Source organism: Nocardioides fonticola, assembly GCF_039536805.1.
Lineage (GTDB): Bacteria > Actinomycetota > Actinomycetes > Propionibacteriales > Nocardioidaceae > Nocardioides > Nocardioides fonticola.
Genome location: NZ_BAAAZH010000020.1, coordinates 1 through 22,956, shown reverse-complemented (window position 1 = coordinate 22,956; position 22,956 = coordinate 1). Strand labels below are relative to the sequence as shown.

19 protein-coding genes are annotated in these 22,956 nt (G+C 74.6%); 2 read left to right on the top strand and 17 right to left on the bottom strand.

What is annotated here, in order from left to right; genetic code table 11:
• Nucleotides 1–39 precede the first annotated feature (39 nt).
• The 12 genes from ABD671_RS13560 to ABD671_RS13505 all read right to left on the bottom strand — a co-directional run bounded on the left by ABD671_RS13560 (nt 40) and on the right by ABD671_RS13505 (nt 17,575).
• Entirely contained in the window at nt 40–2,595 is a 2,556-nt protein-coding gene (locus ABD671_RS13560) for a hypothetical protein (RefSeq protein ID WP_344733939.1), read from the bottom strand.
• Nucleotides 2,592–4,997, bottom strand: coding sequence for a hypothetical protein (locus ABD671_RS13555; protein ID WP_344733938.1), 2,406 nt, complete (start codon nt 4,995–4,997; stop codon nt 2,592–2,594). The genes ABD671_RS13560 and ABD671_RS13555 overlap by 4 nt, the downstream gene beginning before the upstream one ends.
• 132 nt (nt 4,998–5,129) lie before the next feature.
• A complete protein-coding gene (locus tag ABD671_RS13550; protein ID WP_344733937.1) occupies nt 5,130–6,221 on the bottom strand; it encodes a glycosyltransferase family 4 protein in 1,092 nt (363 codons plus the stop codon).
• Nucleotides 6,218–7,192: a glycosyltransferase family 2 protein gene (locus tag ABD671_RS13545; RefSeq protein ID WP_344733936.1), complete on the bottom strand. Its 975-nt coding sequence runs from the start codon at nt 7,190–7,192 to the stop codon at nt 6,218–6,220. Before ABD671_RS13545 ends, ABD671_RS13550 begins: the two co-directional genes overlap by 4 nt.
• Nucleotides 7,193–7,401: 209 nt before the next feature.
• Nucleotides 7,402–7,854, bottom strand: a complete 453-nt coding sequence (locus tag ABD671_RS13540) for a fibronectin type III domain-containing protein (RefSeq protein ID WP_344733935.1) — start codon at nt 7,852–7,854, stop codon at nt 7,402–7,404.
• Nucleotides 7,855–7,920: 66 nt separating this feature from the next.
• Complete coding sequence (locus ABD671_RS13535) at nt 7,921–8,637, bottom strand: sirohydrochlorin chelatase (RefSeq protein ID WP_344733933.1); 717 nt, start codon at nt 8,635–8,637, stop codon at nt 7,921–7,923.
• A complete protein-coding gene (locus ABD671_RS13530; RefSeq protein WP_344733931.1) occupies nt 8,634–9,746 on the bottom strand; it encodes a uroporphyrinogen-III synthase in 1,113 nt (370 codons plus the stop codon). The genes ABD671_RS13535 and ABD671_RS13530 overlap by 4 nt, the downstream gene beginning before the upstream one ends.
• Nucleotides 9,739–10,095 (bottom strand): nitrite reductase small subunit NirD, encoded by a 357-nt coding sequence (gene nirD / locus ABD671_RS13525; protein WP_344733930.1) that lies wholly within the window; start codon nt 10,093–10,095, stop codon nt 9,739–9,741. The genes ABD671_RS13530 and nirD overlap by 8 nt, the downstream gene beginning before the upstream one ends.
• On the bottom strand, nt 10,092–12,659 hold the full coding sequence (gene nirB, locus ABD671_RS13520) for a nitrite reductase large subunit NirB (protein WP_344733929.1): 2,568 nt from the start codon (nt 12,657–12,659) through the stop codon (nt 10,092–10,094). The genes nirD and nirB overlap by 4 nt, the downstream gene beginning before the upstream one ends.
• Nucleotides 12,656–14,068, bottom strand: coding sequence for an FAD-dependent oxidoreductase (locus ABD671_RS13515; RefSeq protein WP_344733928.1), 1,413 nt, complete (start codon nt 14,066–14,068; stop codon nt 12,656–12,658). Before ABD671_RS13515 ends, nirB begins: the two co-directional genes overlap by 4 nt.
• A complete protein-coding gene (locus ABD671_RS13510) occupies nt 14,065–16,107 on the bottom strand; it encodes a molybdopterin oxidoreductase family protein (RefSeq protein WP_344733927.1) in 2,043 nt (680 codons plus the stop codon). The genes ABD671_RS13515 and ABD671_RS13510 overlap by 4 nt, the downstream gene beginning before the upstream one ends.
• Before the next feature lie 10 nt (nt 16,108–16,117).
• Nucleotides 16,118–17,575 carry an MFS transporter gene (locus ABD671_RS13505; protein ID WP_344733926.1) on the bottom strand — a complete coding sequence of 486 codons (1,458 nt, stop codon included), beginning with the start codon at nt 17,573–17,575 and terminating at the stop codon, nt 16,118–16,120.
• 334 nt (nt 17,576–17,909) lie between these two features.
• Here ABD671_RS13505 and ABD671_RS13500 point away from each other — a divergent pair, with 334 nt between their 5' ends.
• Nucleotides 17,910–18,056: a GPGG-motif small membrane protein gene (locus ABD671_RS13500; RefSeq protein WP_344733925.1), complete on the top strand. Its 147-nt coding sequence runs from the start codon at nt 17,910–17,912 to the stop codon at nt 18,054–18,056.
• Between the two features lie 46 nt (nt 18,057–18,102).
• Here ABD671_RS13500 and ABD671_RS13495 read toward each other — a convergent pair whose 3' ends face one another.
• Together ABD671_RS13495 and ABD671_RS13490 are read right to left on the bottom strand one after the other, a co-directional pair.
• Entirely contained in the window at nt 18,103–18,882 is a 780-nt protein-coding gene (locus ABD671_RS13495) for a PAS domain-containing protein (RefSeq protein WP_344733924.1), read from the bottom strand.
• Nucleotide 18,883: 1 nt separating this feature from the next.
• On the bottom strand, nt 18,884–19,612 hold the full coding sequence (locus ABD671_RS13490; RefSeq protein ID WP_344733923.1) for an ANTAR domain-containing protein: 729 nt from the start codon (nt 19,610–19,612) through the stop codon (nt 18,884–18,886).
• 198 nt (nt 19,613–19,810) lie between these two features.
• Between ABD671_RS13490 and ABD671_RS13485 the strand changes: the two genes are divergently transcribed.
• Entirely contained in the window at nt 19,811–20,641 is an 831-nt protein-coding gene (locus ABD671_RS13485) for an SDR family oxidoreductase (protein ID WP_344733922.1), read from the top strand.
• A gap of 28 nt (nt 20,642–20,669) precedes the next feature.
• Here ABD671_RS13485 and ABD671_RS13480 read toward each other — a convergent pair whose 3' ends face one another.
• From ABD671_RS13480 to ABD671_RS13470, 3 genes are all read right to left on the bottom strand, one after another.
• Complete coding sequence (locus ABD671_RS13480; RefSeq protein ID WP_344733921.1) at nt 20,670–21,164, bottom strand: nitroreductase family deazaflavin-dependent oxidoreductase; 495 nt, start codon at nt 21,162–21,164, stop codon at nt 20,670–20,672.
• A gap of 39 nt (nt 21,165–21,203) precedes the next feature.
• Nucleotides 21,204–21,980 (bottom strand): thioesterase family protein, encoded by a 777-nt coding sequence (locus tag ABD671_RS13475; RefSeq protein ID WP_344733920.1) that lies wholly within the window; start codon nt 21,978–21,980, stop codon nt 21,204–21,206.
• A gap of 254 nt (nt 21,981–22,234) precedes the next feature.
• Nucleotides 22,235–22,918, bottom strand: coding sequence for an HNH endonuclease (locus ABD671_RS13470; RefSeq protein ID WP_344733919.1), 684 nt, complete (start codon nt 22,916–22,918; stop codon nt 22,235–22,237).
• Nucleotides 22,919–22,956: the final 38 nt, after the last annotated feature.

Here is a 22,956-nt window from a genome sequence, read left to right as displayed (position 1 = left end):
CGATCCCGTGTGTGCATGCTCGGGACCGTATCAGCGTCGTCACGGGGTCTCCTTCCGGCCTGCCGTCGCCGTGTCGGCGTACCAGCGGGCGAGGGTGCGGTAGGTGGCGTCGGGGCGCAGCCGACGGTCGAGCAGGGTCCAGCGCGGGGGGTCGTAGGCGGTGGGGTGCAGGTAGTACCAGGACACGACGTCGACCTCGGGCGTGCAGGTGAGCAGGCCCAGGGCGGTGCGGGCGTACCGGGCCCGGACGGCGTCGGTCAGGCCGCCCCGGTCGCTCCCGCCGGCCCGACCGGCCTGACCGGCCCGACCGGCCTGGTCGTCCCGGCCGACCGGGTAGCCGAACTCCCCGATGTAGACGCGGGCCTCGCCGCCGACGGGCCCGGAGGCGCGCAGCTGCTCGAGCACCGCCCGGTAGCCGAGGAAGTCGGTTGCGGGATCGGGGCCGCGCCGGTCGGGGGACCGTTCGCCGGCGAAGGGGTGCAGCCCGACGTAGGCGGCGGGCAGCCGCCCGCCGGGCGCCGAGCGCCGCGACCAGTCGAGGAGGTCGCCGAGGTAGGCGGTGTCGTTGCCGTCGAGGCCGCCGGTGATCAGCCGGGCACCCGGCTCGACCCGCCGCACCACCGTGCGGGTGTCGCGCAGCAGGCGGCCGTACGCGGCGGCGTCCGGCTCGGGCCAGTACTGCGGGTTGTCGGGCTCGGTCCAGACCTCGAGGTAGTCGACGGGCGGCAGCTGCCGCAGCGTGGCGGCGACGAAGCCCGACCAGGCGGCCCGCTCACGCGGGGCGAGCGGGGGCCGCCAGCGACCGCGGCCCTCTGCGACGGCCCAGCCGGGGGCGCCGGTCAGCTGCACGCGCACCTGGAGGCCGGCGGCCCGCGCGGCCCGGACGACCCGGACGGCGGGATCGAGGTCGAGGGCGTCGGACGCTCGGGGTTGGGCGGCCGCCCAGGAGACGCCGGTCGAGATGACCGAGGCACCCGCGGCCCGGGCGCGCTCGACCAGCCGCTGCACGGTCGAGGTCGGGAGGTCGCGGGTAGGGGTGACGGCCGGCTGCACCCCCAGGTCGAGGCGGGGACCGGGGCGGGCCGGCGTCGGACGGCAGGTCGCCTCGGCGCGTTCGAGGGAGGCGCCGGCGAGTGCCGAGGCGGCGGCGGCGCCGGGCGCGCGCCAGGTGGCCGGCGGCGGGGTCGGTTGACGGATGCCCGCCACGACGAGCGCGGCGGCGAGGACGCCGGCGATCAGGACGGCCGCGGGCCACAGGCGGCGGACGCGGGAGCGCGTGACGGGCGCCGCGACGGCGTCCGGGTCGTCGAGGAAGGCCCGGCGCAGGGCGGGCGCGAAGACGACGGCCTCGACCAGGATGGCGGCGAGCCAGCCGAGGGCGAGCCCCTCCGCGCCGTCGACGGCGGCACCGGCCGCGGCACCGGCCGTCTCGAGGAGCACGCCGACCGCGCACAGCCGGGTGGCGTGACCCTGCCGATCCTCGGCGCGCCACAGGGCGACGAGGTGGTCCTTGACGACCATCCACAGACCGGCCGGGGCGAGCAGGGCGAGCAGGTGGGCGGCGTCCTCGGCGTAGGTCCGGCCGAAGACCTCCATCACCGGGCCGCCGAGCACGCCGGCCCCGACGACGAGCAGGAGGCTGAGCCCCAGCGCACCCGGGAGGGTCCAGCGCACGGTCTCGCGCACCCGGGCGACCCGCTCGCTGCGGGTGCGGCCGTCGGCCGCGGCGCCGGCGAACAGCGCGACGGTGAGCAGGTAGGGCGGCAGGAACACGAGCGTCGCGGCCAGCCAGGCCAGCGCGAACCGGGCGTTGTCGGACGGCGCCAGGGTGACCGCGGCGACGACCGGGACGATCTGGGTGGAGGCGGCGACCGCGACGGTGAGCACGTGATGGCGCAGCGCCGGCAGGGCGTGCCCGCGCAGGCGGATCCGCTCGACCGCGGCGGCCGCGCCGGCCGGCACGCGCAGCACGCCGGAGGCCACGAGGCCGACGCCGACGGAGCCGGCCAGCGGCAGCACCCAGCACCACTGCAGGACCTCGGCCTCGGTGAGGCCCACGCCGACGGCGAGCGCGGCCACCGGGAACCGCACGCCGGCGGCGACGAGGTTGCGCCACACCTGCACGCGCGGGCGGCCGAGCCCCAGCACGGCCTCGTCGAGCACCACGGCGGCCGCCGCCGCGGCGACGCCGACCACGAACGCGACCGCGCCGCCCCCGCGGAGGGCCTGCTCGAGCGTCTCGCCGAGCAGCCCCAGACCGGCGGGCACCAGCACGAGGAGGCCGAGCAGCGCACCGGCCGCCGCCGCGATCACCAGACCGCGGGTCACCAGCGCACGGCGCGCGGCCGGCTCCTCGCCGGGGAGCACCACGACGAGGTGGGTGCCGATGCCGAGGGCGGCCAGGAAGCCGACGAGGGTCTGCGCGGAGATCGCACCGGCCGCGATGCCGACCTGCTCACGGTCGACGAGACGGGCGACCAGCACCCAGAAGCCGAAGCCGAGCGCGGTGCCCGCGGCCTGCGCCAGCAGCAGCGCGCCGAAGGAGCCGAGGATGGGGTGCCGGCGCCAGGCCCGAGGATCCGTCAGGCTGCTCATCGGCCGGCCTCCGCGCTGGTTCCGCTCGTCGCGACAGCCGGGGGCGCCGGGGGCAGCGGGGCGGTGAACAGGCCCCGCCAGGAGGCGATGCTCGCCACGACGACCAGGACGACGAGCAGCACCGCGCTCGCGACCAGCGGCACGACGACCTCGGGATCGAGGCGACGCGCGGGTGCGCCATCGCCGTCGCCCGCGGCGGGCAGCGGGCGCAGGGCGACGATCGTGCCCAGCACGACGACGGCGGTCGCCGCCGCACCTGTCCATGCGTAGGCGGCCAGGGGCACGGCGAGGGCCCCGAGTGCGACCAGCACCGGCAGGACGACGACGAGCAGCGTCGGTGCGCCGCCGTCGAGCCACGACGGGCGGACTCCGGACTCACCGGTGACGCCGCGCCGTCCGGCCCGCAGCCGCGCGGCCCCGACGGCGGCGCCGGCGAGCAGCAGACCGCCGACCAGCGCGAGGGAGACCGGGCGCCAGGCCCCCGGCAGCACGGGGTCGGCGGCGTCGGCGAAGGTCTGCGGCTCACCGCGCAGCGCGCGCACGTCGTAGACGCGGATCGGGCCGTCGAGCACGACCCGGGCCCCCGGCACCTGCCCGAACTTCTCCAGCTGGGCGAGGCTCGGGCGCACCATCGAGGGCCCGAACGCGTCGCCGGCGTCGAAGAGGTTGCCCGAGAGGGCCTCGCGACCGGCCATGCGCAGGTCGACGACGACGAAGTCGACGCGGTCGCGCTCGAGCAGGGCGAGGTCGTCGGTGGTCAGCGTCGGGGAGACGAACAGCCGCGTGGGGTTCTCATCGCCCGCCGACTCCGTGACCGGCACGACCGGGGCGAAGTCGGCCATCGTGCGGTCGAGGGTGAGGTCGCCGACGATGCGGCTGCCGGCCGGCAGGTGGACGCCGGCCCACCGGGCGGCGGCGATCGTGGTGGCGTCGATCGAGCGCTGCTCGGCGCCCGGCAGGTAGGGGCCCGGCACGCGCTGCCAGTCGGGACCGCCGCCGAGGATGATCCCGCCGAGGATCAGCACGGTCAGCAGCGGGGCGCCGACGAGCCGGCGGCGTCCGACCTGGGTCAGCCGCGGCGCGAGCCAGCAGCCGACGAGCAGGGCGAGGGCGAGGAAGACGAAGGTGGAGCTGCGGTCGGCGACCTCGGACGCCGTCGGCGCGAAGCGGGCGGCCAGCAGCGCGGGGTAGATCGCGGCGACGCCGAGCACGAGCCAGCGCTCGGGTCGCCGAGCCAGGAGGGCGCGACCGCGCAGCACCGGCCAACCGGCGGCGGCCAGCAGGATCAGCCAGGCGAGCACCGAGGCCGCCATGACGGCCAGTTCCCACAGCGGGGTCGGGGTGCCGCCCGCGTCGGCGCCGACGGTGCGCTGGGCGCCGTCCAGGGCGAGCAGGCGGGCGGCCTGGTCGCCGGCCGCCTCGAAGACCGGGCCGAGGTAGTCGGCGAGCAGGGGTCCGACCACGGCGGTCCAGGCCGCCACGGTCAGGAGGGCGGCGAGCGCGCCGGTGGCGAGGGTGCGCGTACGGCGTCCGCGGCCCAGCGCGCTGAGTGCCGCCCACGCCGTCAGCGCCACCGCCCCGACCCAGCTGGTGAGGTGGTGGGTGATCGCCAGGGCGAGCAGGCAGCTCAGCGCGGCGAGGATCCGGCGGCGGCGCAGGGTCGCCACCGAGGAGCCGGCGACGCCGGGCCGATCGGGGACGTCGTCGGCGGCCACGAGCAGGGCGAGCGCGCCGAGGAGCAGGGCGAGCGCGAGCGTCTGGTAGGCGTACTGGGCGTTGAAGAACACGAACTGCGGGCTGGCGGAGTAGAGCAGCACGACGAGGCCGGCGGTGCGCGCCGACCGGGAGACGCGCTCGGCGAGGGCGAACAGCGCGACGACGACCACGATGCGGCACAGCACGGCGATGAGGGCCTGGCAGGCCACCGGCGGCAGCCCGGTGAGCCACCACAGGGCGTAGGTGGCCAACTCGAGGCCCGGGTAGTGCGGACTGACCGGCAGCATCGGGTTGGGGTGGAACCAGCCCTCGCCGCCCGCGATGCCCGCGAGGGTCGCCACGTGCAGGGTCTCGTCGAACCGGCCGGCGAACGCGGGGCTGGTGGCCCACCACGACACGTACATCAGGACGCCGTAGGCGACGACGACGAGCCGACGGGTGCGGGCCGTCAGGTCGTGGCGCAGCAGCACCACGACGAACGGCACGATCAGCGCGACCAGGCCGGCGTAGTACAGCGTGATCGCGGTGCTGCCGTGACCCGACCAGCCGGCGAGGTAGCCGAGCACCTGCACGGCCACGGCGGCCACGGCGGCGAGGAGCGCGCGGGCGACGACGCGCGGCGCCCGCGGCTCGGCGGGCGCCGCCCCGATCGCCACCGACGGACGTCGCAGATCGGTGATGCTCATCGCGTCACCTCCGCTGGCGCTCCGGTCGCGACGAGGCACCCGATGATTCGCTCGCTGCGCTCACTCATCGCGTCACCTCCGCTGGCGCTCCGGTCGCGACGAGGCACTCGAGGGTTCGCTCGCTGCGCTTGCTCATCGCTCGAGCAGCACCTCGTCGTAGACAGCGCCCAGCGCCGCGGCGCAGCCCTCCCAGGTCGGGAGGCTCGCCACGTCGGGGACGACGGGGGCGTCGAGTTGCCGGGCCAGTGCCTCGGCCACCTCGTCGGGGTCGGCGTCGAGGTCGACCGCGCGGGCCCAGCCGAGCGACTCCAGTTCGGCGAGGCCCGAGGTGCGGGCGACGACGACGGGGCGCCCCAGCGCGAGGGCCTCCATGACCGCCACCGGGTGGGCCTCGTACTCGCTCAGCAAGGTGACCGCACCGGCGCCCGCGAGCTCGCGGGCCATGGCGCGGCGGTCGAGCGGGGGCACCTCGGTGATGGTGACGGCGTCGGCGACGCCGAGCTCGTCGGCGAGCGCGCGCAGCGCGGGCTCGGCCGGACCGGCCCCCAGGATGCGCAGCCGGGCACCGGGACGGCGTCGTCGCAGCCGGGCGAGCGCGGCGATCGCCCGGTGGTGGCCCTTGTACATCTCCAGCCGGCCGACCGAGACGACGAGGTCGTGGTCGGGCGCGGGGGCGTCAGCACCGGGATCGGGGAGTGCACCGCCGTTGCGGATGACCCGCACCGGCACCCCGGCCAGCTCCTCGAACCGCCGGCGCTCGAACTCCGAGACCCCGATCCGCACGCGGGCGCGGCGGATGAGCGGGGCGAGGACGGCGAACTGCGGGCCGCGCAGCCGCTGCCGCAGGGCGGAGGTGGCGCCGCCGGTGTGGAAGGTGACCAGGTAGGGCGTGCGGGTCAGCCAGGCCAGCAGCATCGCCAGCGGCGGCACCAGGGTGTGGATGCCCTGCACGTGCACCGCGGCGTAGCGGTGCCGCAGCAGCCACCACGCGAGCCCGGGGCTGGCGTACCAGTCGCGCTCGCGCGGCAGCGCCCGGAACCGCCGGATGCGGTAGCCGTCGACCTCCTCGACGCGTGCGAGCAGGCCGGTGCGGTCGGTCGTCAGCACCTCGACCTCGTGCCCGAGCGCCACGAGCCGGCGGGTGACCTCGCCGACGTGGGACTCGATGCCGCCGAGATCGGGATGGCAGCGGGTGGTGACGACCGCGACGGGTCGCCGGGTCACGACGCGGCGGCGGAACGCGACCTCGTGGGCCGGATCCGTGGACGCAGGGCGACGGAACCGCGGGCGCGGCGCCGCTCGGCGGCCAAGGTGCGCAGCACGCGGAAGCCGTCGGCGAACGTGCGCAGGTTGGTCTCCCCGTGGATCCGCGGACGCTCCACGCTGGGGACCTCGCGGATGTCGAGGCCCGCGGCGGCGAAGCGGCAGGCGAGCACGGTCTCGATCTCGAAGCCGTCGCCCCAGTGCATGGCGCCGTCGGGTCGCGGCGGCAGCTCGGGGCGGGGCAGGTCCAGCAGGGGCAGCAGGTCGGCCCAGAAGGCGTTGTAGCCGTAGCAGAGGTCGGTGTGGTCGGTCCCGAAGCCGCGGTTCATCGTGCCGTTGAGGAAGGCGTTGCCCGCCCGCCGCAGCGGCGTGATGTCGTCGCTGCCGCCGCCGGCGCGGAAGCGACTGCCCTTGGCGACGTCGGCGCCCCCCACGAGCGCCGCGACGAAGCGATCGATCTCGGCCGGGTCGGCGCTGCCGTCGGCGTCGAACATGACGACCACGTCGCCGGTGACGGCGGCGAAGCCGACCGCGAGGGCGTTGCCCTTGCCGCGGCGGGTCTGGGAGAGCACCCGGACGCCGGGCAGGGCCTCGCGAGCGGCGGCGACGGTGTCGTCGACCGAACCGCCGTCGACCACGATGACCTCGTGGATCTGCGGGTACTCACGGCGCAGTTCGGGCAGGACGACCCGGAGGTTGTCGGCCTCGTTGAGGGCCGGGACGACGACACTGACCCGCGGCCGCTGGGGTCGCGGCGACCCGGTGGCGGAGGCGGGGCGGGAGGCGCGGTGACCCTCGGCCGGGCTCGGACGCCGGGAGGCGCCGGAGGTCGGGTGCGGGTCGTGCCGGGTGGTGCGGACCGGCTCGGAGCCGGTCGTCGGCGATGCGGTCGCGTCGCCGATCGTGCGGGTCTGGCGGATCTCGCCGGGCATCGATCATCCCCTCGTGCAATGGCGCGGTCGCGCCGCGGGTGTCTCTACCCAGGCTCACTCGGAGAACACCTGTAGAAGCGACCGGCGGGGTGTACCGAAGATCACGCGCGCAGGCGCTCCGGCGCGTCGCGCCCGCTCGTTCCCCAGGGTTTACGCGACCGTCGCCGTCGAGTAACGGCGTGTCACCTCCGCGGCGCCGTCCGGCGCCCTCAGCGCACCGTGACGGCGGCGATCCGGGCGACCTGCACGGTGACGACCGCACCGGCGATCACCGGATCGGGGCTGTCGGCCTCGAGCCACACCTCGTAGGGCGTGCCGGAAACCAGCCCCTTGAGGGTCACGCTCACCGTGGTGCACGCGGCGGCGGACTTCACCGCCCGCCAGGTCACCGGGGCGGTCGCCATCGGCCGGGCCACGGTCGCCACCTGCCATCCGGAGATGCCGCTCCAGTCCGAGGGCTGCTGCCAGCTGACCCGGAGCCGGCCCTTGCCGGGCGTGACGGTCACCGGCAGCGTCATGGCGGGCCCGAGGCCGAGCGGGCACGGGACCGCCGAGCTCGCCCCGGAGCCACCGCCCGCGGCTGTCGCCGGCACGGCCGGCAGCACCGGCGCGGCACTGAGCACCGCGCCGGCGAGCAGCGCCGTCAACCGGGGGGACCTCACCCCTCCCCCATCGGCAGCGAGGGCGCCGGGATGAGCCGGATGAGCGTGATCGACCCGGGGCCGCCCTCAGCCGTTCGGAGCCAGGCAGCCGATCGGGCTCGCGCACCGGCCGATGAGGTCGCAGGGACGGCGTCCGAACGGGCCGCCCGCCCGCTCGACCACCAGCTGCGCGAACGCCGGGTGGGCCCCCATCACCTCGGCGACGACGGCGGCGCCGGCCTCCAGGCTCTGAGTGCGCAGCTGGCGGGAGAAGTGCCCGGGCGCGAGCAGGTAGGGCGAGACCGCGTCGCCGGGCTCGACGACCTCGGCCGGACGGCGTCCGGCACCGGTCATCGAGGCCAGTCGGACCGGCGCCCCCCAGGCCTCCTCGAGCAGGGTGCGGGCGACCTCGAGATCCTCCTGGGCACCGGCGTGGTTCGAGCCGGTGGCGACCATCGTGACGGGCGCGCCGGGGGTGGCGCCGGCCTCACGCAGCCGTTCGACCTGGACGGCGGTGATGGCCGGATCGGGCCCCAGCGACGGCGCGAACCGCATGTGCGGCCCGGCCCGGCCGGGGATGTCGGAGCAGATGTGGAAGCCGGCCGAGAGCAGCAGGGGCACGACCACCGCAGGCTGGCCGGCGGCGGCGTCGGCGTCGAAGACCGGGTCGGCGAGCTCGACGTAGGTGCCGTGCACCGGGCCGGACCACAGGGCGCGGACGGCGTCGGTGATGGCCACGGCCACGGCGTTGCCGTCGGCGAACCGGCTGCCGTGCGCGACCGTGACGATCGCGGGTGCGCTCATGAGACCGCCAGCCGGTAGCCGCGCTTGACGACGGTCTGCACGGCCTTGGTGCCGATGCCGGCCCGCAGGCGGGCGACCGCCATCTCGACCGCGTGCTCGGAGCCGGCCGTGCCGCTCGGCAGCGCCTCGAGCAGCGCGCGCCGCGAGACGACGTTGCCGGGGTTGACCACGAGCGCCTGGAGCACCGCCGTCGGGGCGGGCGAGAGCCGCACCTCGACGCCGTCGAGCAGCACGTCCTCGCCGTGCAGCAGCAGCTGGGAGCCGGTAACGAGCTCGAGGGTCAGGCCCTGCGCACGCGACGGCAGCTCCAGCTCGAGCTGGCGCACCATGGCGGCGAGCCGCGAGCGGTCGGGGAAGACCGAGGGCACGCCCCACATCTCGAAGGCGGCGGAGGTGACCGGACCGACGCACGAGGCGACGACGTCGGCCTGGAAGGCCGAGATGAGCTCCTCGCGGGCTCCGGTGACGGCAGCGGCCTCCATGAAGGCCGCGACGGCGGGCGCGGAGGTGAAGGTGACGGCGTCCAGCTCGCGGCGGGCGGCTGCCTCGATGAGGGCGAACATGGGCTCGGGGTCGGGCGCGGTGGCGACCCGGTAGACGCTCACCGAGGTGACCTCGGCACCCTGACGGCGCAGGGCGTGGGCGACCATCGAGAGCGACTGGCCGTGCTCCTGCACCACGATGCGCAGGCCGGTGAGGTCGCGGCTGCGCAGGTGGGCCAGCACGTCCTCGAAGCACTCCGACTCCGGCGCCCACAGCTCGCGCAGCCCGTTCTTGCGCAGGACGCCGACGCTCTTCGGGCCGCGGGCGAGGATCTCGGCCGAGCCCAGCGTCGAGCGCAGCCGGTCGGCCATTCCCCAGCGCTCGGCGGACTCGAACCAGGCCTTCATGCCGACACCCGTGGTGGCCAGGAAGAGGTCGACCGGCCCGCTCAGCACCTCCTCGGTGGAGGCGCGCAGAGCCTCGTCGTCGACGTGGTTGGGGTCGAGGGAGAGCGCCGGCGCCCACTGCACGGCAGCGCCGCGGCGCTCGAGCAGGCTGATCTGCTCGTCGGCCTTGCGGGCGGCCGTGACGCCGATGCGGAACCCCGCGAGCGGTGCCTCAGCCATCGAGCTCCCGTCTTCGTCCGACCACGATGCGACCTTCCGACACGGCGACGTCGTAGGTCGCCACCCGGACCGCCGCGTCGTCGAGGCACTGCCCGGTGCGCAGGTCGAAGACCTGCTTGTGCATCGGCGAGGCCACAGTGGGGACCTCCCCCCGGGACCCGACGATGCCGCGAGACAGCACGCTGGCCCCGCTGAAGGGATCGTAGTTGGCGAGGGCGAACACCACGTCGCCTTCGAGGCGGAAGACGGCCACCGCCTCGCCGTCGACGAGGGCCGCGACACCGGATTCGGGCGCCAGCCGCTCGAGGTCGCAGACGACCGTGCCGTGCACCAGGTCGTGCTCGCTCATCGCGGGCCTCCCACCGGGATCGTGGTGCCGAGGGAGACCGGGCCGGTCTCCTCCGGCACGATCTGCCCGCGGGTGACCCCGAAGGAGATGTGCGGGTCGGGCGTCTCGGGGGCGTTGACGAAGGAGACGAAGCGGGCCAGCTTCTCGGGGTCCTCGAGGGTGGCGCGCCACTCGTCCTCGTAGGTCGAGACGTGGCGGGCCATCTCGGCCTCCAGCTCGCTGCCGAGGCCCAGGGCGTCGTCCACCACCACCTCGCGCACCCGCTCCAAGCCGCCGTCCAGGGCGGCGACCCAGGGCGCGGTGCGTTGGAGCCGGTCGGCGGTGCGGATGTAGTACATGAGGAAGCGGTCGAGGTAGCGCACGAGGGTCTCGGTGTCGAGGTCGCCGGCGAGCAGCTGGGCGTGGGCCGGCGTGGCGCCGCCGTTGCCGCCGACGTAGAGGTTCCAGCCCTTCTCGGTGGCGATGACCCCGAAGTCCTTGCCGCGCGCCTCGGCGCACTCGCGGGCGCACCCGGAGACGCCGCCCTTGAGCTTGTGCGGCGCCCGCAGGCCCCGGTAGCGCAGCTCGAGGTCGATGGCCAGCTGCACGGAGTCCTGGACGCCGTAGCGGCACCAGGTCGAGCCCACGCACGACTTCACCGTGCGCAGCGCCTTGCCGTAGGCGTGGCCGGACTCGAAGCCGGCGTCGACCAGCCGGGTCCAGATCGCCGGCAGCTGTTCGAGCCGGGCACCGAAGAGGTCGATGCGCTGACCGCCGGTGATCTTGGTGTAGAGCCCGAAGTCGCGGGCCACCTCGCCGATGACGATGAGCTTCTCGGGGGTGATCTCCCCGCCCGGGATACGCGGCACTACCGAGTAGGTGCCGTTGCGCTGGATGTTGGCCAGGTAGGCGTCGTTGGTGTCCTGGCTGGTGTGGCGGCGCGGGCCGAGCACGTGCTCGTTGAACAGGCTGGCCTGGATGGAGGCGACGGCCGGCTTGCAGATGTCGCAGCCGCGGCCGGTGCCGTGCGCGGCCACGACGTCGGCGAAGGTGCGGTGCCCGCGCAGCCGGATGAGGTCGAAGAGCTCCTGGCGACTCAGCGCGAAGTGCTCGCACAGCGACCGGTCGATCACCCGGCCCTGCCGCGCGAAGTGGTCCTCGACGATCGCCTTCACGCTGCTCTTGCACGACCCGCAGGTGGCGCCGGCGCGCGTGCAGGCGGTGACGCACGAGGGGCTGTCGCAGGTGCCGCCCTCGGCGACGGCGGCGAGGATGTCGCCCTTGGTGACGTCGTTGCACGAGCAGATCTGGGCGGCGTCCGGGAGGCCCGCGGGGCCGAGTCCGGCCGATCCGGTGGCGGCGGGCAGGATCAGCTGCTCGGGGTTGTCGGGCAGCTCCATGCCCTCGCTGGTCTCCGAGGCCACCATCGGCCGCAGCAGCCCGTAGGACGACGCGTCGCCGACGAGCACGCCGCCGAGCAGGCGCTTGCCGTCCTCGGAGACGACGAGCTTCTTGTAGATGCCCGCGACGGCGTCCGCGTAGACGAGTTCGAGGGCGCCGGACGTGGTGGCGAAGGCGTCGCCGAAGGAGGCGACGTCGACGCCCATCAGCTTGAGCTTGGTCGAGAGGTCGGCGCCGGTGAAGGCGCCGGCGCCGCCGAGCAGCGCGTCGACGACGACCTCGGCCATCGCGTACCCCGGCGCGACCAGGCCGTACATGCGCCCGCCGGGGGCGGCGCACTCGCCGATCGCCCACACGTGCGGCGCGCTGGCCCGGCCCTGCTCATCGACCAGGACGCCGCCGCGCTCGGCGACCTCGATGCCGGCGGCCCGGGCGAGGGCGTCACGGGGCCGGATGCCGGCGGCGAAGACCACGAGGCCGACCTCGAGCGGGTCGCGGTCGCGCAGCGCGAGACCGGTGACGCCGTCGGCGTCGCCCAGCACCGCGGTGGTCGCCACGTCGGTGTGCACGTGCAGACCGAGGGCCTCGATGTGGCGGCGCAGCACGGCACCGCCGGCGTCGTCGACCTGGACGGCCATGAGGCGCGGCGCCATCTCGACGACGTGAGTGGGCACGCCCAGGCCGTGCAGGGCGTTGGCGGCCTCGAGTCCGAGCAGGCCGCCGCCGACGACGGCCGCGGCGCCGGCGGTGGCCGCGGCGTCCCGGATGGCCTCGAGGTCCTCGATGGTGCGGTAGACGAAGCAGCCGGGCAGGTCATGGCCGGGCACGGGCGGCACGAACGGTGCCGCGCCCGTGGCGAGCACCAGCTCGTCGTAGCCGAGCACGGTGTCGTCGGCGAGCGTGATCTCGCGTGCCGCGGCGTCCAGGCCGGTGACGGCGGTGCCGAGCACGAGCCGCACGCGCGGGTCGTCGTACGCGCCCTCGGGGAGCAGGGAGAGGGCCTCGCTGCCGACATCGAACCAGGAGGTCAGGGCGACCCGGTCGTAGGCCGGGCGCGGCTCCTCGCCGATCACCACGATGTCGTGGGTCTCGGTGAGGCCGCGCTCGATCGCGGCGGTGACGAACCGGTGGCCGACCATGCCGTGGCCGACCACGACCAGCGTGCGGCGCAGCAGAGGACTCATCGGGTGACTCCCTTTCCTTCCAGAGCTCGCCCGGCCAGGAGTTGGCGGACGGTGGGGGCGCAGCCACCGCAGCCGGTGGTGGCGCGTGTGCAGCGGACGACGTCGTCGAGCGAGGCGCAGGCGCGGATCTCGCCCGCGCTCACCCCGGCGCAGGCGCAGACCTCGGCGCTGTCGCCGAGGGCGGCGGCGAGGTCGGCTGCCGGTGCGGGGTCGCCGAGCAGCAGCAGGCCGGCCTCCTGCGGGGCCAGCCGGGTGCCGCGGTCGAAGTGCTGGGTGATGAGGCCGACGCGGGAGAGGTCGCCCACCAGCGCGGCGGCGACGATGCGGCCCTCGCGCATCACCAGCGTGCGGTGCGAGCGGGTGAGCGGGTTGGAGACCTCGACCCGCTCGCCCTCGGTGTGCTCGGGGTCGCCGAGCACCGCCACCTCGAGGTCGCGGGCCCGCAGCCGCGCGACGATCCGTGAGCCCTCGTAGCGGGCGGCGGCGACGCCGCACAGCACGTCGGCGAGCACCTCGGCCTGCTCCCACGCGGGCGAGACGAAGCCCGGCGTGCGGCCGTCGTGCTCGGCGCAGTCGCCGAGCGCGTGGATGCGGGGGTCGTCGGTGGTGAGCCGGTCGTCGACGACGACGCCGCGACCCACCGCGAGCCCCGCGGCCCGGGCGAGGGCGACGCTGGGCCGGCCGCCGGCGGTGATGACGACGAGGTCGACCTCGAGCAGGTAGCCGTTGTCGAGGACGACGCCCTCGTCGGTCAGCCGCACGGCGCGGGCGTTGCAGTAGACCTCGGTGCCGAGCCGGCGTAGGTCGCGCACGAGGATCCGGCCGGCAGCGGCGTCGAGCTGGTGGCGCATCAGGTGGTCGGCGCCCTCGACGATCTCGACCTCCACCCCGCGGGCCGCCAGTCCGCGGGCCACCTGGAGGCCGAGCAGGCCGCCGCCGACAACGGCCGCGCGACGCGCGTGCGGGACGGCGTCCAGCAGGCGCCGGCAGTCGTCGAGGTCGCGGAAGGCGTGCACCCGGTCGTCGAGGCGCCCCTCGGCGTCCAGCAGACCGCGCATCGGAGGCAGGGTGGGCACGAGCCCGGTGGCGAGCACGAGGCGGTCGTAGGGCACCGGGTCGCCGTCGGCCACCTGCACCTCGCGGCGCTCGCGGTCGAGGCCGACGACCCGGACGCCGAGGCGCAGGTCGACGCCGCGGTCGGCGTACCAGGCGGCGCCGTGCAGCGGCAGCGACTCGATGCGATGGGTGCCGTCGAGGACCGCGGAGAGCAGGATCCGGTTGTACGGCGGGTACTGCTCGTCGGAGAGCACCGTGATCGTGCCGGTGTGGTCGCGGGCCAGGAGCAGCTCGACCAGCCGCGCGGCGGCCATGCCGCCGCCGACGATCACGAGCCGCTCGCCGGTGCTCATGCGCTCACCGCCGCGGCGCAGACCTTGAACTCCGGCATCCGGCTCGACGGGTCGAGCGCGTCGTGGGTGAGCCGGTTGGCGCCGACCCAGTGGAACGGCACGAAGACGGTGTCGGGCCGCACGGTCGCCACCACCCGCGCGGGCGCCTTCAGCTCCCCGCGTCGGGTGCGGACGACGACCGGGGCGCCGTCGACGGCACCGATGCGGGCGGCCAGCATGGGGTGCATCTCGACGAACACCCCGTCGTCGGGCAGGGCCCGGATGCGGCGGGTCTGCGCGCCCGACTGGTACTGGGCGAGCACCCGGCCGGTGGTCAGGTGCACCGGGAAGTCGTCGTCGACCGGCTCGGCGGGCCCACGGTGCGCGACCACCTGCGCGCGGGCCCGGCCGGACGGCGTGGGGAAGCCGTCGGCGAACAGGCGCGGGGTGCCGGGGTGCGCGGGCGCGGGGCAGGGCCAGAAGACGCCGTGCTCGGCCTCGATGCGCTCGTAGGTGATGCCCGCGTAGTCGGCGACGCCGCCCGCCGAGGCGCGGCCCAGCTCGGCGAAGATCTCCGCGGGGTCGACCGAGAACGGCACCGGCGCGTCGAGCCGCTCGGCGAGGCCAGCGAGCACCTCGAGGTCGGAGCGGACGCCGTCGGGCGGGGCGACCGCCTGGCGGCGCAGCAGCACGCGGCCCTCGAGGTTGGTCATGGTGCCGGTCTCCTCGGCCCACTGCGTGACCGGCAGGACGACGTCGGCACGGGCCGCGGTCTCCGAGAGCACCAGGTCGCAGACCACCAGCAGGTCGAGGGCGTCGAGGCGCTCCCCGATGCGGGTGGCGTTCGGCGCCGAGACCACGATGTTGGAGCCGAACACGAGCATCGCCTTCGGGCCCTCGGAGGTGCCGAGCGCGTCGAGGAGCTCGTAGGCCGAGCGGCCCTTGCCGGGCAGGGTGTCGGGCTCGACGCCCCACACGCCGGCGACGTGGGCGCGAGCCGCGGGGTCGTCGATCATCCGGTAACCGGGCAGCTGGTCGGCCTTCTGGCCGTGCTCGCGCCCACCCTGGCCGTTGCCCTGCCCGGTGAGGCAGCCGTAGCCGGCGGCGTCGCGGCCGACCATCCCGAGACCGAGGGCGATGTTGATCCAGGCGAGCACGGTGTCGGTGCCCTGGGCGTGCTGTTCGGCGCCACGGGCGGTGAGCACCATGACGCGCGGCGAGGAGGCGAGCAGGTCGGCCAGCGCCCGCAGCTCGGCGACCGGCACGCCGCTGACCCGCTCGACCCGCTCGGGCCACCACGAGGCGACCGAGCGCAGCACCGCGTCGAAACCCTCGACCCGCTCGGCGAGGTAGGCGTCGTCGAGGGCGTCGGCGGCGTCCAGCAGGTGCAGGACGCCGAGGGCGACGGCGAGGTCGGTGCCGGGCACGGGCTGGAGGAACAGGTCGGCGCGCTCGGCCGTCGGCGTCCGCCGCGGGTCGAGGACGACGACCCGGCCGCCGCGCTCACGCAACCGGTCGAGGTGGCGGGCGGCCGGCGGCATGGTCTCGGCGAGGTTGGAGCCGACGAGCACGACGACGTCGGCGCGCTCGAGGTCGGCGAGCGGGAACGGCAGGCCGCGGTCGACGCCGAAGACCCGGTTGCCGGCCGAGGCCGCCGAGCTCATGCACCAGCGGCCGTTGTAGTCGATCTGGGAGGTGCCGAGCGCGACGCGGGCGAACTTCCCGAGCTGGTAGGCCTTCTCGTTGGTGAGCCCTCCGCCGCCGAAGACCGCGACGGCGTCGTTGCCGTGCGCGGTCCTCAGCGAGCGGAGGCGGGAGGCGACGTGGTCCAGCGCCTCCTCCCAGTCGGCGGGCCGGAACTCCCCGTCGGCGCCACGCAGCAGCGGCGTCGTGAGGCGTTCGCGGTGGCCGCGCAGGCCGGTGGCGGTCCAGCCCTTGCGGCACAGCGCACCCTCGTTGACCGGGAACTCCGGCCACGCCTGCACCTCCAGCGTGCGACCGACCCGCTCGAGGGCCATGCCGCACTGCAGGGAGCAGTAGGGACAGTGGGTGCGCGTCATGGCGTCGTCCTCAGACCGCGCGCGCCGTACGGCGCAGGTAGACGCCGTAGGTGACCGCGGCGCAGACCACGTAGTAGGCGGTGAAGACGGTGAAGGCGCCCTTGGTGGCCGAGAGCGGGTTGTCGACCCACGGCGAGGAGAACGCGATCGGGATGAGGAAGCCGCCGATGGCGCCGACCGCACCGATGACGCCGATCGCCGCCGAGGCGCGCTTGGTGCCCTCGGACGCCGGCAGGCCGGTCTCCTCGGCACGGTGCCGGAAGATCGTGGGGATCATCTTGTAGGTCGAGCCGTTGCCGATGCCGGTGCAGGCGAAGATGCACAGGAAGAAGCCGAGGAAGACCGGGAACCAGGACTTGTTGTCCAGGGCGATGGCCGGGTCGGCGGTCGGGTTCGACTGGAGCTGGGTGAGGGTCCACAGCACGGCGAGGGTGAAGACGACCATGCCGGCGAACGCGGCCAGGGTGACCTTCGCGCCGCCGAAGCGGTCGGCCAGCCAGCCGCCGAACGGGCGGGTGATCGAGCCGACGCCCGCACCGAGGAAGGCGTAGTAGGCGAAGAAGACGCCGGTGCCGAGCGGTGCCGGCTCGGGCACCCAGAAGTTGAGCTTGATGAGCAGCGGCATCGCGGCGGAGTAGCCGATGAAGGAGCCGAAGGTGCCGATGTAGAGCACCGCCATGATCCAGGTGTGCGGCTCGCGCACGATGCGCAGCTGCTCGCGCGGGGTCGACTTCGCGGTGCCGAGGTTGTCCATGAAGAAGTAGGCCGCCGCCGTCGCGACGATCGCCAGCGCGGCGTACACGTAGGCCGCGCGCTCGAGGTGGATGCCGCCCGAGCTGGCCTTCACCAGACCGAAGATGCCGGCGCCCCCGACGATCACCGGCAGCAGCAGCTGGATGAGGGAGACGCCGAGGTTGCCGCCGGCGGCGTTGAGGCCGAGGGCCGCGCCCTTCTTGGCGGCGGGGTAGAAGAAGTTGATGTTGGCCATCGAGGAGGCGAAGTTGCCGCCGCCGAAGCCAGCAGTCGCCGCGATCAGGCAGAAGGCCCAGTACGGGGTGTCGGGGTTCTGCACCGCCCAGGCGAACAGGAGGGTCGGGATCAGCAGCAGCGCGGCGCTCACCATCGTCCAGTTGCGGCCGCCGAAGGCCGGCACGGCGAAGGTGTAGGGCACCCGCAGCAGCGAGCCGACGAGGTTCGGGATCGCCACGAGCAGGAACAGCTGCTGGGGCGTGAAGGTGAAGCCCTGCGCCAGCAGGAACGCCGAGCTGACCGACCAGATCAGCCAGACCGAGAAGCCGAGGTGCTCGGCGAAGATCGACCAGACGAGGTTGCGGCGGGCGATCGGGCGGCCGGTGGACTCCCAGAACGCGGCGTCCTCGGGCTGCCAGTCGTCGATCCAGCGGCCGGTGCGCCGGCGCGGCGCGGAGCGGTGGGCCGCGGCGGCGGCCGGTTCGGTGGTGAGGGTCATGACGGTTCTCCAGGCGTGGGCGGTGTCGGGACGGCGGGGTGCTGGGTGGCCGGAGCACCGGCGATGACGACAAGCCTCGGCGTCCGGGATTTCAGGACGACGCCGTGCGCGATGGCCGAACCGTCAACTTCCGCTCACGACCTCACGGGCCTCACGACCTCACGACCGGGCACCGCCCTCCCCCGCCTTCCCGCAGGGCTCCCCACCCCGACGGGGATCGTTCGACCGGGTGGGCCAGGCGTGACGGGTCACCCCCGGCGGGTATCGGCGCGCAGGCCCGTTCGACCCCCGAGGGGCCGCGAGGTGGTCACCTCATCGATCGGAGGAACAACCCATGCTGCACACCCTGCTGTGGCTCATCGCCGTGGTGCTCGTCGTCTTCGGCATCGTGCGGATCGTCCAGGGCGAGCTCGCCCTGGGCATCGCGCTGATCGTCGTCGGCCTGCTCGTCGGCCCCGGCGGCGTGTCGATCTTCACCTGAGCCGACACCTCAGGCCCGACCTCAGGTCCGGCCTCGGGGGCTGGACTCAGACGCCCGAGGAGGGGAGGTCGATGGCGAGGATCTCCCAGGCGAGCCGTCCCGATTCGAGCATCGGGGCGGCTCGCACCCGTGTGCGGGCGCCGTCGCGGTGCTCGGCGGTGAAGACGAGGTCGAGGGTGCGCATGTCGCGCTCGGCCTCCTGGAGGTGCTCGGCCAGGGTCCGCCCGGCGCAGGTGCCGAGCGCGGCGACGAGCAGGCCGGCGTCCGCCGCGTCGGGGCTGCGACCCCAGGCGTCGGGCCAACCGGCGCTCACGTAACTGCACGCGTAGCCGCTGGGCGCCTGCGGACGGCGCACCAGGACGACGGCGGCGCCGGGCAGCAGGTCGGCGAAACGTCGCAGTCGGGTCAGGGCCCGTTGCAGCAGCAGTTCGTTCTGTCGGGTCGCGCCGACGTCGCGCACGAAGGCGTGGAAGTGCGGACCGATGCGCCCCTCGGTGCGCCAGATCGTGATCTCCACCGGCAGTCGGCGTCCGTCGCGGTGCCGGGCCAGGAGGGAGAGCGGGCGACCGGTCACCCGCGACTCGCCGGTGGCCAGCACCCGTGCGAGCCCAGCGACGTGGGCGGCCCGGAACTCCTCGGGAATGATCCGGTCGACCATCCGGGTGCCGATGACCTCCTCGGCGGAGTAGCCGAAGAGCCGTTCGCTCGCGTGGTTCCAGTCGGTGACGATGCCCTCGGCGTCGATGGCGACGACGGCGTCCGACGTGGTCGCCAGGACGGCGTCGGAGAGCCCCTCGGGTCCGGGGGCGCCGGCCTGCTCGCTCACCTCAGGCCCGGCCCTGCGGGTCCGATCGCGAGCCGCGGTCGGTGACGATGTCGTGGGCGACGTCGCGCAGCTTGCGCTCCTCGTCGCTGGCACGGCGCCGCAGATGCTCCCAGGCGGCCGACGCGCTGAGGTCGTAGCGCTCCATGAGGATGCCGATGGCGCTGCCGATGAGCGAGCGCGACTCCAGTGCCCGACGGGTGTGCTGCTCGTGGTGGTTGCGCTCGACGGCGAGCAGCGCGGCCCGTGCCAGGGTCTCGGCGAGGCCGCGGGCGTGGGAGTCGAGCGCCGCGGCGCCGTGCAGGACGGTGAAGGCCCCGAGGGTCACGTTCGCGGTGCCGAGCGGGATGGCCAGCACCCCGCCGGCCCCGGCTGCCTCGGCCTCCGCCGCGAGCAGGGGCCAGCGGCGGCACAGCTCGGCGAGATCGGCCTCCACGATGCGTCGCTCGGCCATCGCCCGGAGCGAGGGTCCCTCGCCCGCCTCCAGTTCGGCCTCGAGCAGCCGGCGGACGGCGCCGTCGGTCGAGGCGCGGCACATCTCGTGGTCGTCGAGCGCGGCGACGACGCCGGCACCGGCAGCGCCCTCGATGATCGTCGGCACCCCCTCGACGAGGTGGCGCAGCACGATGTCGAGGGTCTCGTCGGCGACCGCCGGCGTCAGGGCGGCGACCAGGACGTCGCTGACCGCGGCCCGCCTCCTCGGCCGGCGCGGTGCACCCGCTGCGATCCCCACGGCACCCCCTGCGCCCTCGCGCCCCCCTCGGGCGGATCTGGGGGCACCCTACGACGATCGCGGCGTCCGCGCTCGGGCTCGGCAGCAGGGCTCCCACCGGTCCGGACCGTCACCGCGGTCCGGACCAGGGGTGTCCGCGGTCACATAACATCACTTATGCTCACAGGCACCCGTTCCGTGATCCCCCCAGGAGGAGCCATGTCCGAGACCTCGTTGCGCGGCCGCCGCGTCGTCATCACCGGGGCCGCGCGCGGCATCGGCTTCGCCACCGCCCGGGCCTTCATCGCCGCCGGCGCCCGGGTCGCCATCGGCGACATCGACGGCGTCGCCGCCGAGGTGGCGGCCACCGAGCTCGGCCACGACACGGTCGCCTTCGCCCTCGACGTCACCGACCTCGACTCCTTCACCGCCTTCGTCGCCTCCGCCGAGGAGGCGCTGGGCGGCATCGACGTGTTCGTCAACAACGCCGGCGTCATGCCGATCGGCCCGTTCCTCGAGGTCGACGAGGCGCTGGAGGCCCGCTCGGTGCAGATCAACGTCACCGGTGTGCTCACCGGCATGCGCCTCGCGCTGCGCCGCTTCACCGCCCAGGGGCACGGGCACGTCGTCAACGTCGGCTCGACGGCCGGCGTCGCGGCGGTCCCCGGCGGCATCGCCTACTGCGCCGAGAAGGCCGCGGTGAAGCACGCCACCGAGGCCGCGCGCATCGAGTTCGGCACCGACCGCATCCGGTTCACCAACGTGATGCCGGCCTTCACCAACACCGAGCTGATCGCGGGCACCTCGGGTCTGAAGCTCTTCCCCAACGTGGAGCCGAGCGAGGTGGCCGACGGCATCGTCGACGCCGTCCGCACCGGCCGCAAGGACGTCTTCGTGCCGAAGATCGCCGGGCCCATCCTCAAGAGCCAGCCGCTCCTGGGTCGCCGTGTGCGCGACGCGCTCAACCGGCGCCTGGGCGTCTACGACACCTTCCTGCGCTTCGACACCTCCGCGCGGGCGGAGTACCAGGACCGCATCAAGCGCTCCTGATCCCGCCGCCCCGCGCGCCGGAGAGGCATCAGCGGGGTTCGAGGACGACGACCGGGATCTCCCGGTCGGTCCAGCGCGCGTACTTCGCGAAGTCGGCGTAGAGATCGACCAGGCGCGGCCACAGGGCCGCGCGCTCCTCACCCTCGGCGACCCGGGCGCGCACCGGGACGCCGCGGCGTCCCTTCAGATGGATCGTGGTGTCAGGGTTCGCCACGACGTTGTGGAACCACTGCGGGTTCTTCGGCAGCCCGCCCTGCGAGGCGACGACGATCCAGCGGTCGCCGTCATCGAGGTAGAGCAGCGGGGTGGTGAACCGGGTGCCGGACTTCCGGCCGACGTGGTCGAGCAGGAGGGTCGGCACGGGCTTGCGGAAGCCGGCGCCGATGCGCCAGGTGTTGCCGATGCGGCCGTTGGTGCGGCGGAACACCCACACCTGCGCCTTGGCGCCGTACTTGATGATGCGCGCGGTGGCCGGGGAGTCCAGGCCCTGCGGACGGTCGTCGGGGAGGGAGAAGCGGCCCATGGGGCCACCCTAGCCAGCTTTGCTAGAACCTGTTCCAGTTCAGGTGGGCCGCACCGTCAGGGTCTGCGCCACCGTGCCCAGCGGTCCGGCCGCGTCGTGGAGCACCGTGCTCGTGAGGCCGTGGCCGGTCGGGCCGAAGGAGACGGTGGTGTCGAAGCCGACCCATCCGCCCGGACCGGTGACGGGGGCGCGCAGCAGGTGGGCGGTGAGGTCGAGGTTCGGGAAGGCCACCGCGCGCGGATCGGCGCGCACCGTCATGCCGTTGGCGATGTCGACCAGGCCGAGCACCCGCGCGACGGGGGAGATCGGCTCGGCCAGCAGCGGCTCCTCGGTACGGGCCCAGAACCGGCCGCGCCCGGGCTCGACCTGGTCGCGGCGCAGCTCGACGGTGCCGATGAACCCCCCGGGCCACACCTGGGTCGGATCCCACGGCTCGAGGTCGTCGGGTGCCGGCAGCGGGTCGAGGGCGGACCCCGCGAGCGCGGTGGTGTCGCTCGTGCTCATCAGCCAGGCGCGGGCGGAGACCACGACGCGACCCGCGTGGCTCAGGCTCGCCTCGACGAGCTCGATGGTGCGCCCCGGCCGCACGACCCGCACCTCGGTGGCGACCTCGGCGATCGGGACCGTGCCCCAGATGTCGAAGGTGACGCGGGTGATCTGGAGCCCGTCGTCGCGCCGGGTGTCGCGGTCGGTCTCGATCACGTGGGTGAGCAACCCGAGCGCGGGGGCGATGTGCTGCTCGTCGACCTTCCACGCGCCGCCCGTGAGGGGGGTGGCACGGAAGGTCGCGGCATCGAGGCGCTCGAAGTAGGGCACGGTCGCTGGTTCTCCCGGATCGACGTCAGCGGACGGCGGTCATCGTGTCAGGAGGGAGCCGCGCCCTCGATCCAGGGGCCCCCGTGCGAACAGACCTGCTGCCCGCACGAGGTCACCGATCCGCCCTACATCGACCGGTCCTTGATGGACGCCTATCGCGCGATGTCTGATGCTGTCACCTTGGCTCGGGCCAGACACGAGAGGGGGAATCGTGAGCTGTTCGGCTGAAGTCTGCGGCTCGCCGGGACGGCCCACTAGTAGGTCGCAGGATCGCGTGCCGAATGTTCGTGGCCGGTGGGGGTGGTGATCCGGATCGGTGCGCCGGGGTGGTCGGGTGGTGGTGGGTGGTGGTGCCAGCCGGGGGCTTCCTTGGCGTGGTTGCACTGCACGCACAGGCCCTGACCGTTCGTCAGTGACGTGGGCCCGCCGCGGGCATACGGGGTGATGTGGTCGAGGTGGCGGATCGGGGCGTTGCAGTACGGGGTACGACACCAGCCATCCCGCATCGCGATCAACTCCGCGAGCCCGGCCGGGAAGCACCGCGCCGTGGACTCGATCGCGACCAGATCACGCGTGCCGGGAGCGGTGAACAACCGCTTCACCGGCACTTGCTGCCCCGCGGCCGCGGCGGTGCTGATCGCGTCGGTCACCCATTTGCGGGCCAGGGGTGCAGGGATCGCGTCGATCCACGTCGCATGGTCGACCCCATCGGTCAGGGTGGCCGGCTCGTCAGACTGACCCAGCAGGGACTCGGCGGTCATCACCAGCCGCAGGCTGACGGGTGCGGGTTCGGTCAGGGGCTGGCGACCGGTGAGTCTGCCGACCAGCGCGTCGGCCATCGCCTGGGAATGACTGGTGGCCTCACCGGTGCCGACCGCGTGGGTCGCAGCAGCCTTCAACGCCGCCAGACAGGCCACGCCCTCGCGGATCGGGAGCACTGCATGGAGGTGGGTCATGTGGTCATGCCCCGGCCGCA

What these genes read in the sequence shown, in the direction of transcription:
- ABD671_RS13560 (WP_344733939.1), bottom strand. Translation starts at nt 2,595, where the DNA reads ATGAGCAGCCTGACGGATCCTCGGGCCTGGCGCCGGCACCCCATCCTC.
- ABD671_RS13555 (WP_344733938.1), bottom strand. Translation starts at nt 4,997, where the DNA reads ATGAGCATCACCGATCTGCGACGTCCGTCGGTGGCGATCGGGGCGGCG.
- ABD671_RS13545 (WP_344733936.1), bottom strand. Translation starts at nt 7,192, where the DNA reads ATGCCCGGCGAGATCCGCCAGACCCGCACGATCGGCGACGCGACCGCA.
- ABD671_RS13535 (WP_344733933.1), bottom strand. Translation starts at nt 8,637, where the DNA reads ATGAGCGCACCCGCGATCGTCACGGTCGCGCACGGCAGCCGGTTCGCC.
- ABD671_RS13530 (WP_344733931.1), bottom strand. Translation starts at nt 9,746, where the DNA reads ATGGCTGAGGCACCGCTCGCGGGGTTCCGCATCGGCGTCACGGCCGCC.
- nirD (WP_344733930.1), bottom strand. Translation starts at nt 10,095, where the DNA reads ATGAGCGAGCACGACCTGGTGCACGGCACGGTCGTCTGCGACCTCGAG.
- nirB (WP_344733929.1), bottom strand. Translation starts at nt 12,659, where the DNA reads ATGAGTCCTCTGCTGCGCCGCACGCTGGTCGTGGTCGGCCACGGCATG.
- ABD671_RS13515 (WP_344733928.1), bottom strand. Translation starts at nt 14,068, where the DNA reads ATGAGCACCGGCGAGCGGCTCGTGATCGTCGGCGGCGGCATGGCCGCC.
- ABD671_RS13510 (WP_344733927.1), bottom strand. Translation starts at nt 16,107, where the DNA reads ATGACGCGCACCCACTGTCCCTACTGCTCCCTGCAGTGCGGCATGGCC.
- ABD671_RS13505 (WP_344733926.1), bottom strand. Translation starts at nt 17,575, where the DNA reads ATGACCCTCACCACCGAACCGGCCGCCGCCGCGGCCCACCGCTCCGCG.
- ABD671_RS13500 (WP_344733925.1), top strand. Translation starts at nt 17,910, where the DNA reads ATGCTGCACACCCTGCTGTGGCTCATCGCCGTGGTGCTCGTCGTCTTC.
- ABD671_RS13485 (WP_344733922.1), top strand. Translation starts at nt 19,811, where the DNA reads ATGTCCGAGACCTCGTTGCGCGGCCGCCGCGTCGTCATCACCGGGGCC.
- ABD671_RS13480 (WP_344733921.1), bottom strand. Translation starts at nt 21,164, where the DNA reads ATGGGCCGCTTCTCCCTCCCCGACGACCGTCCGCAGGGCCTGGACTCC.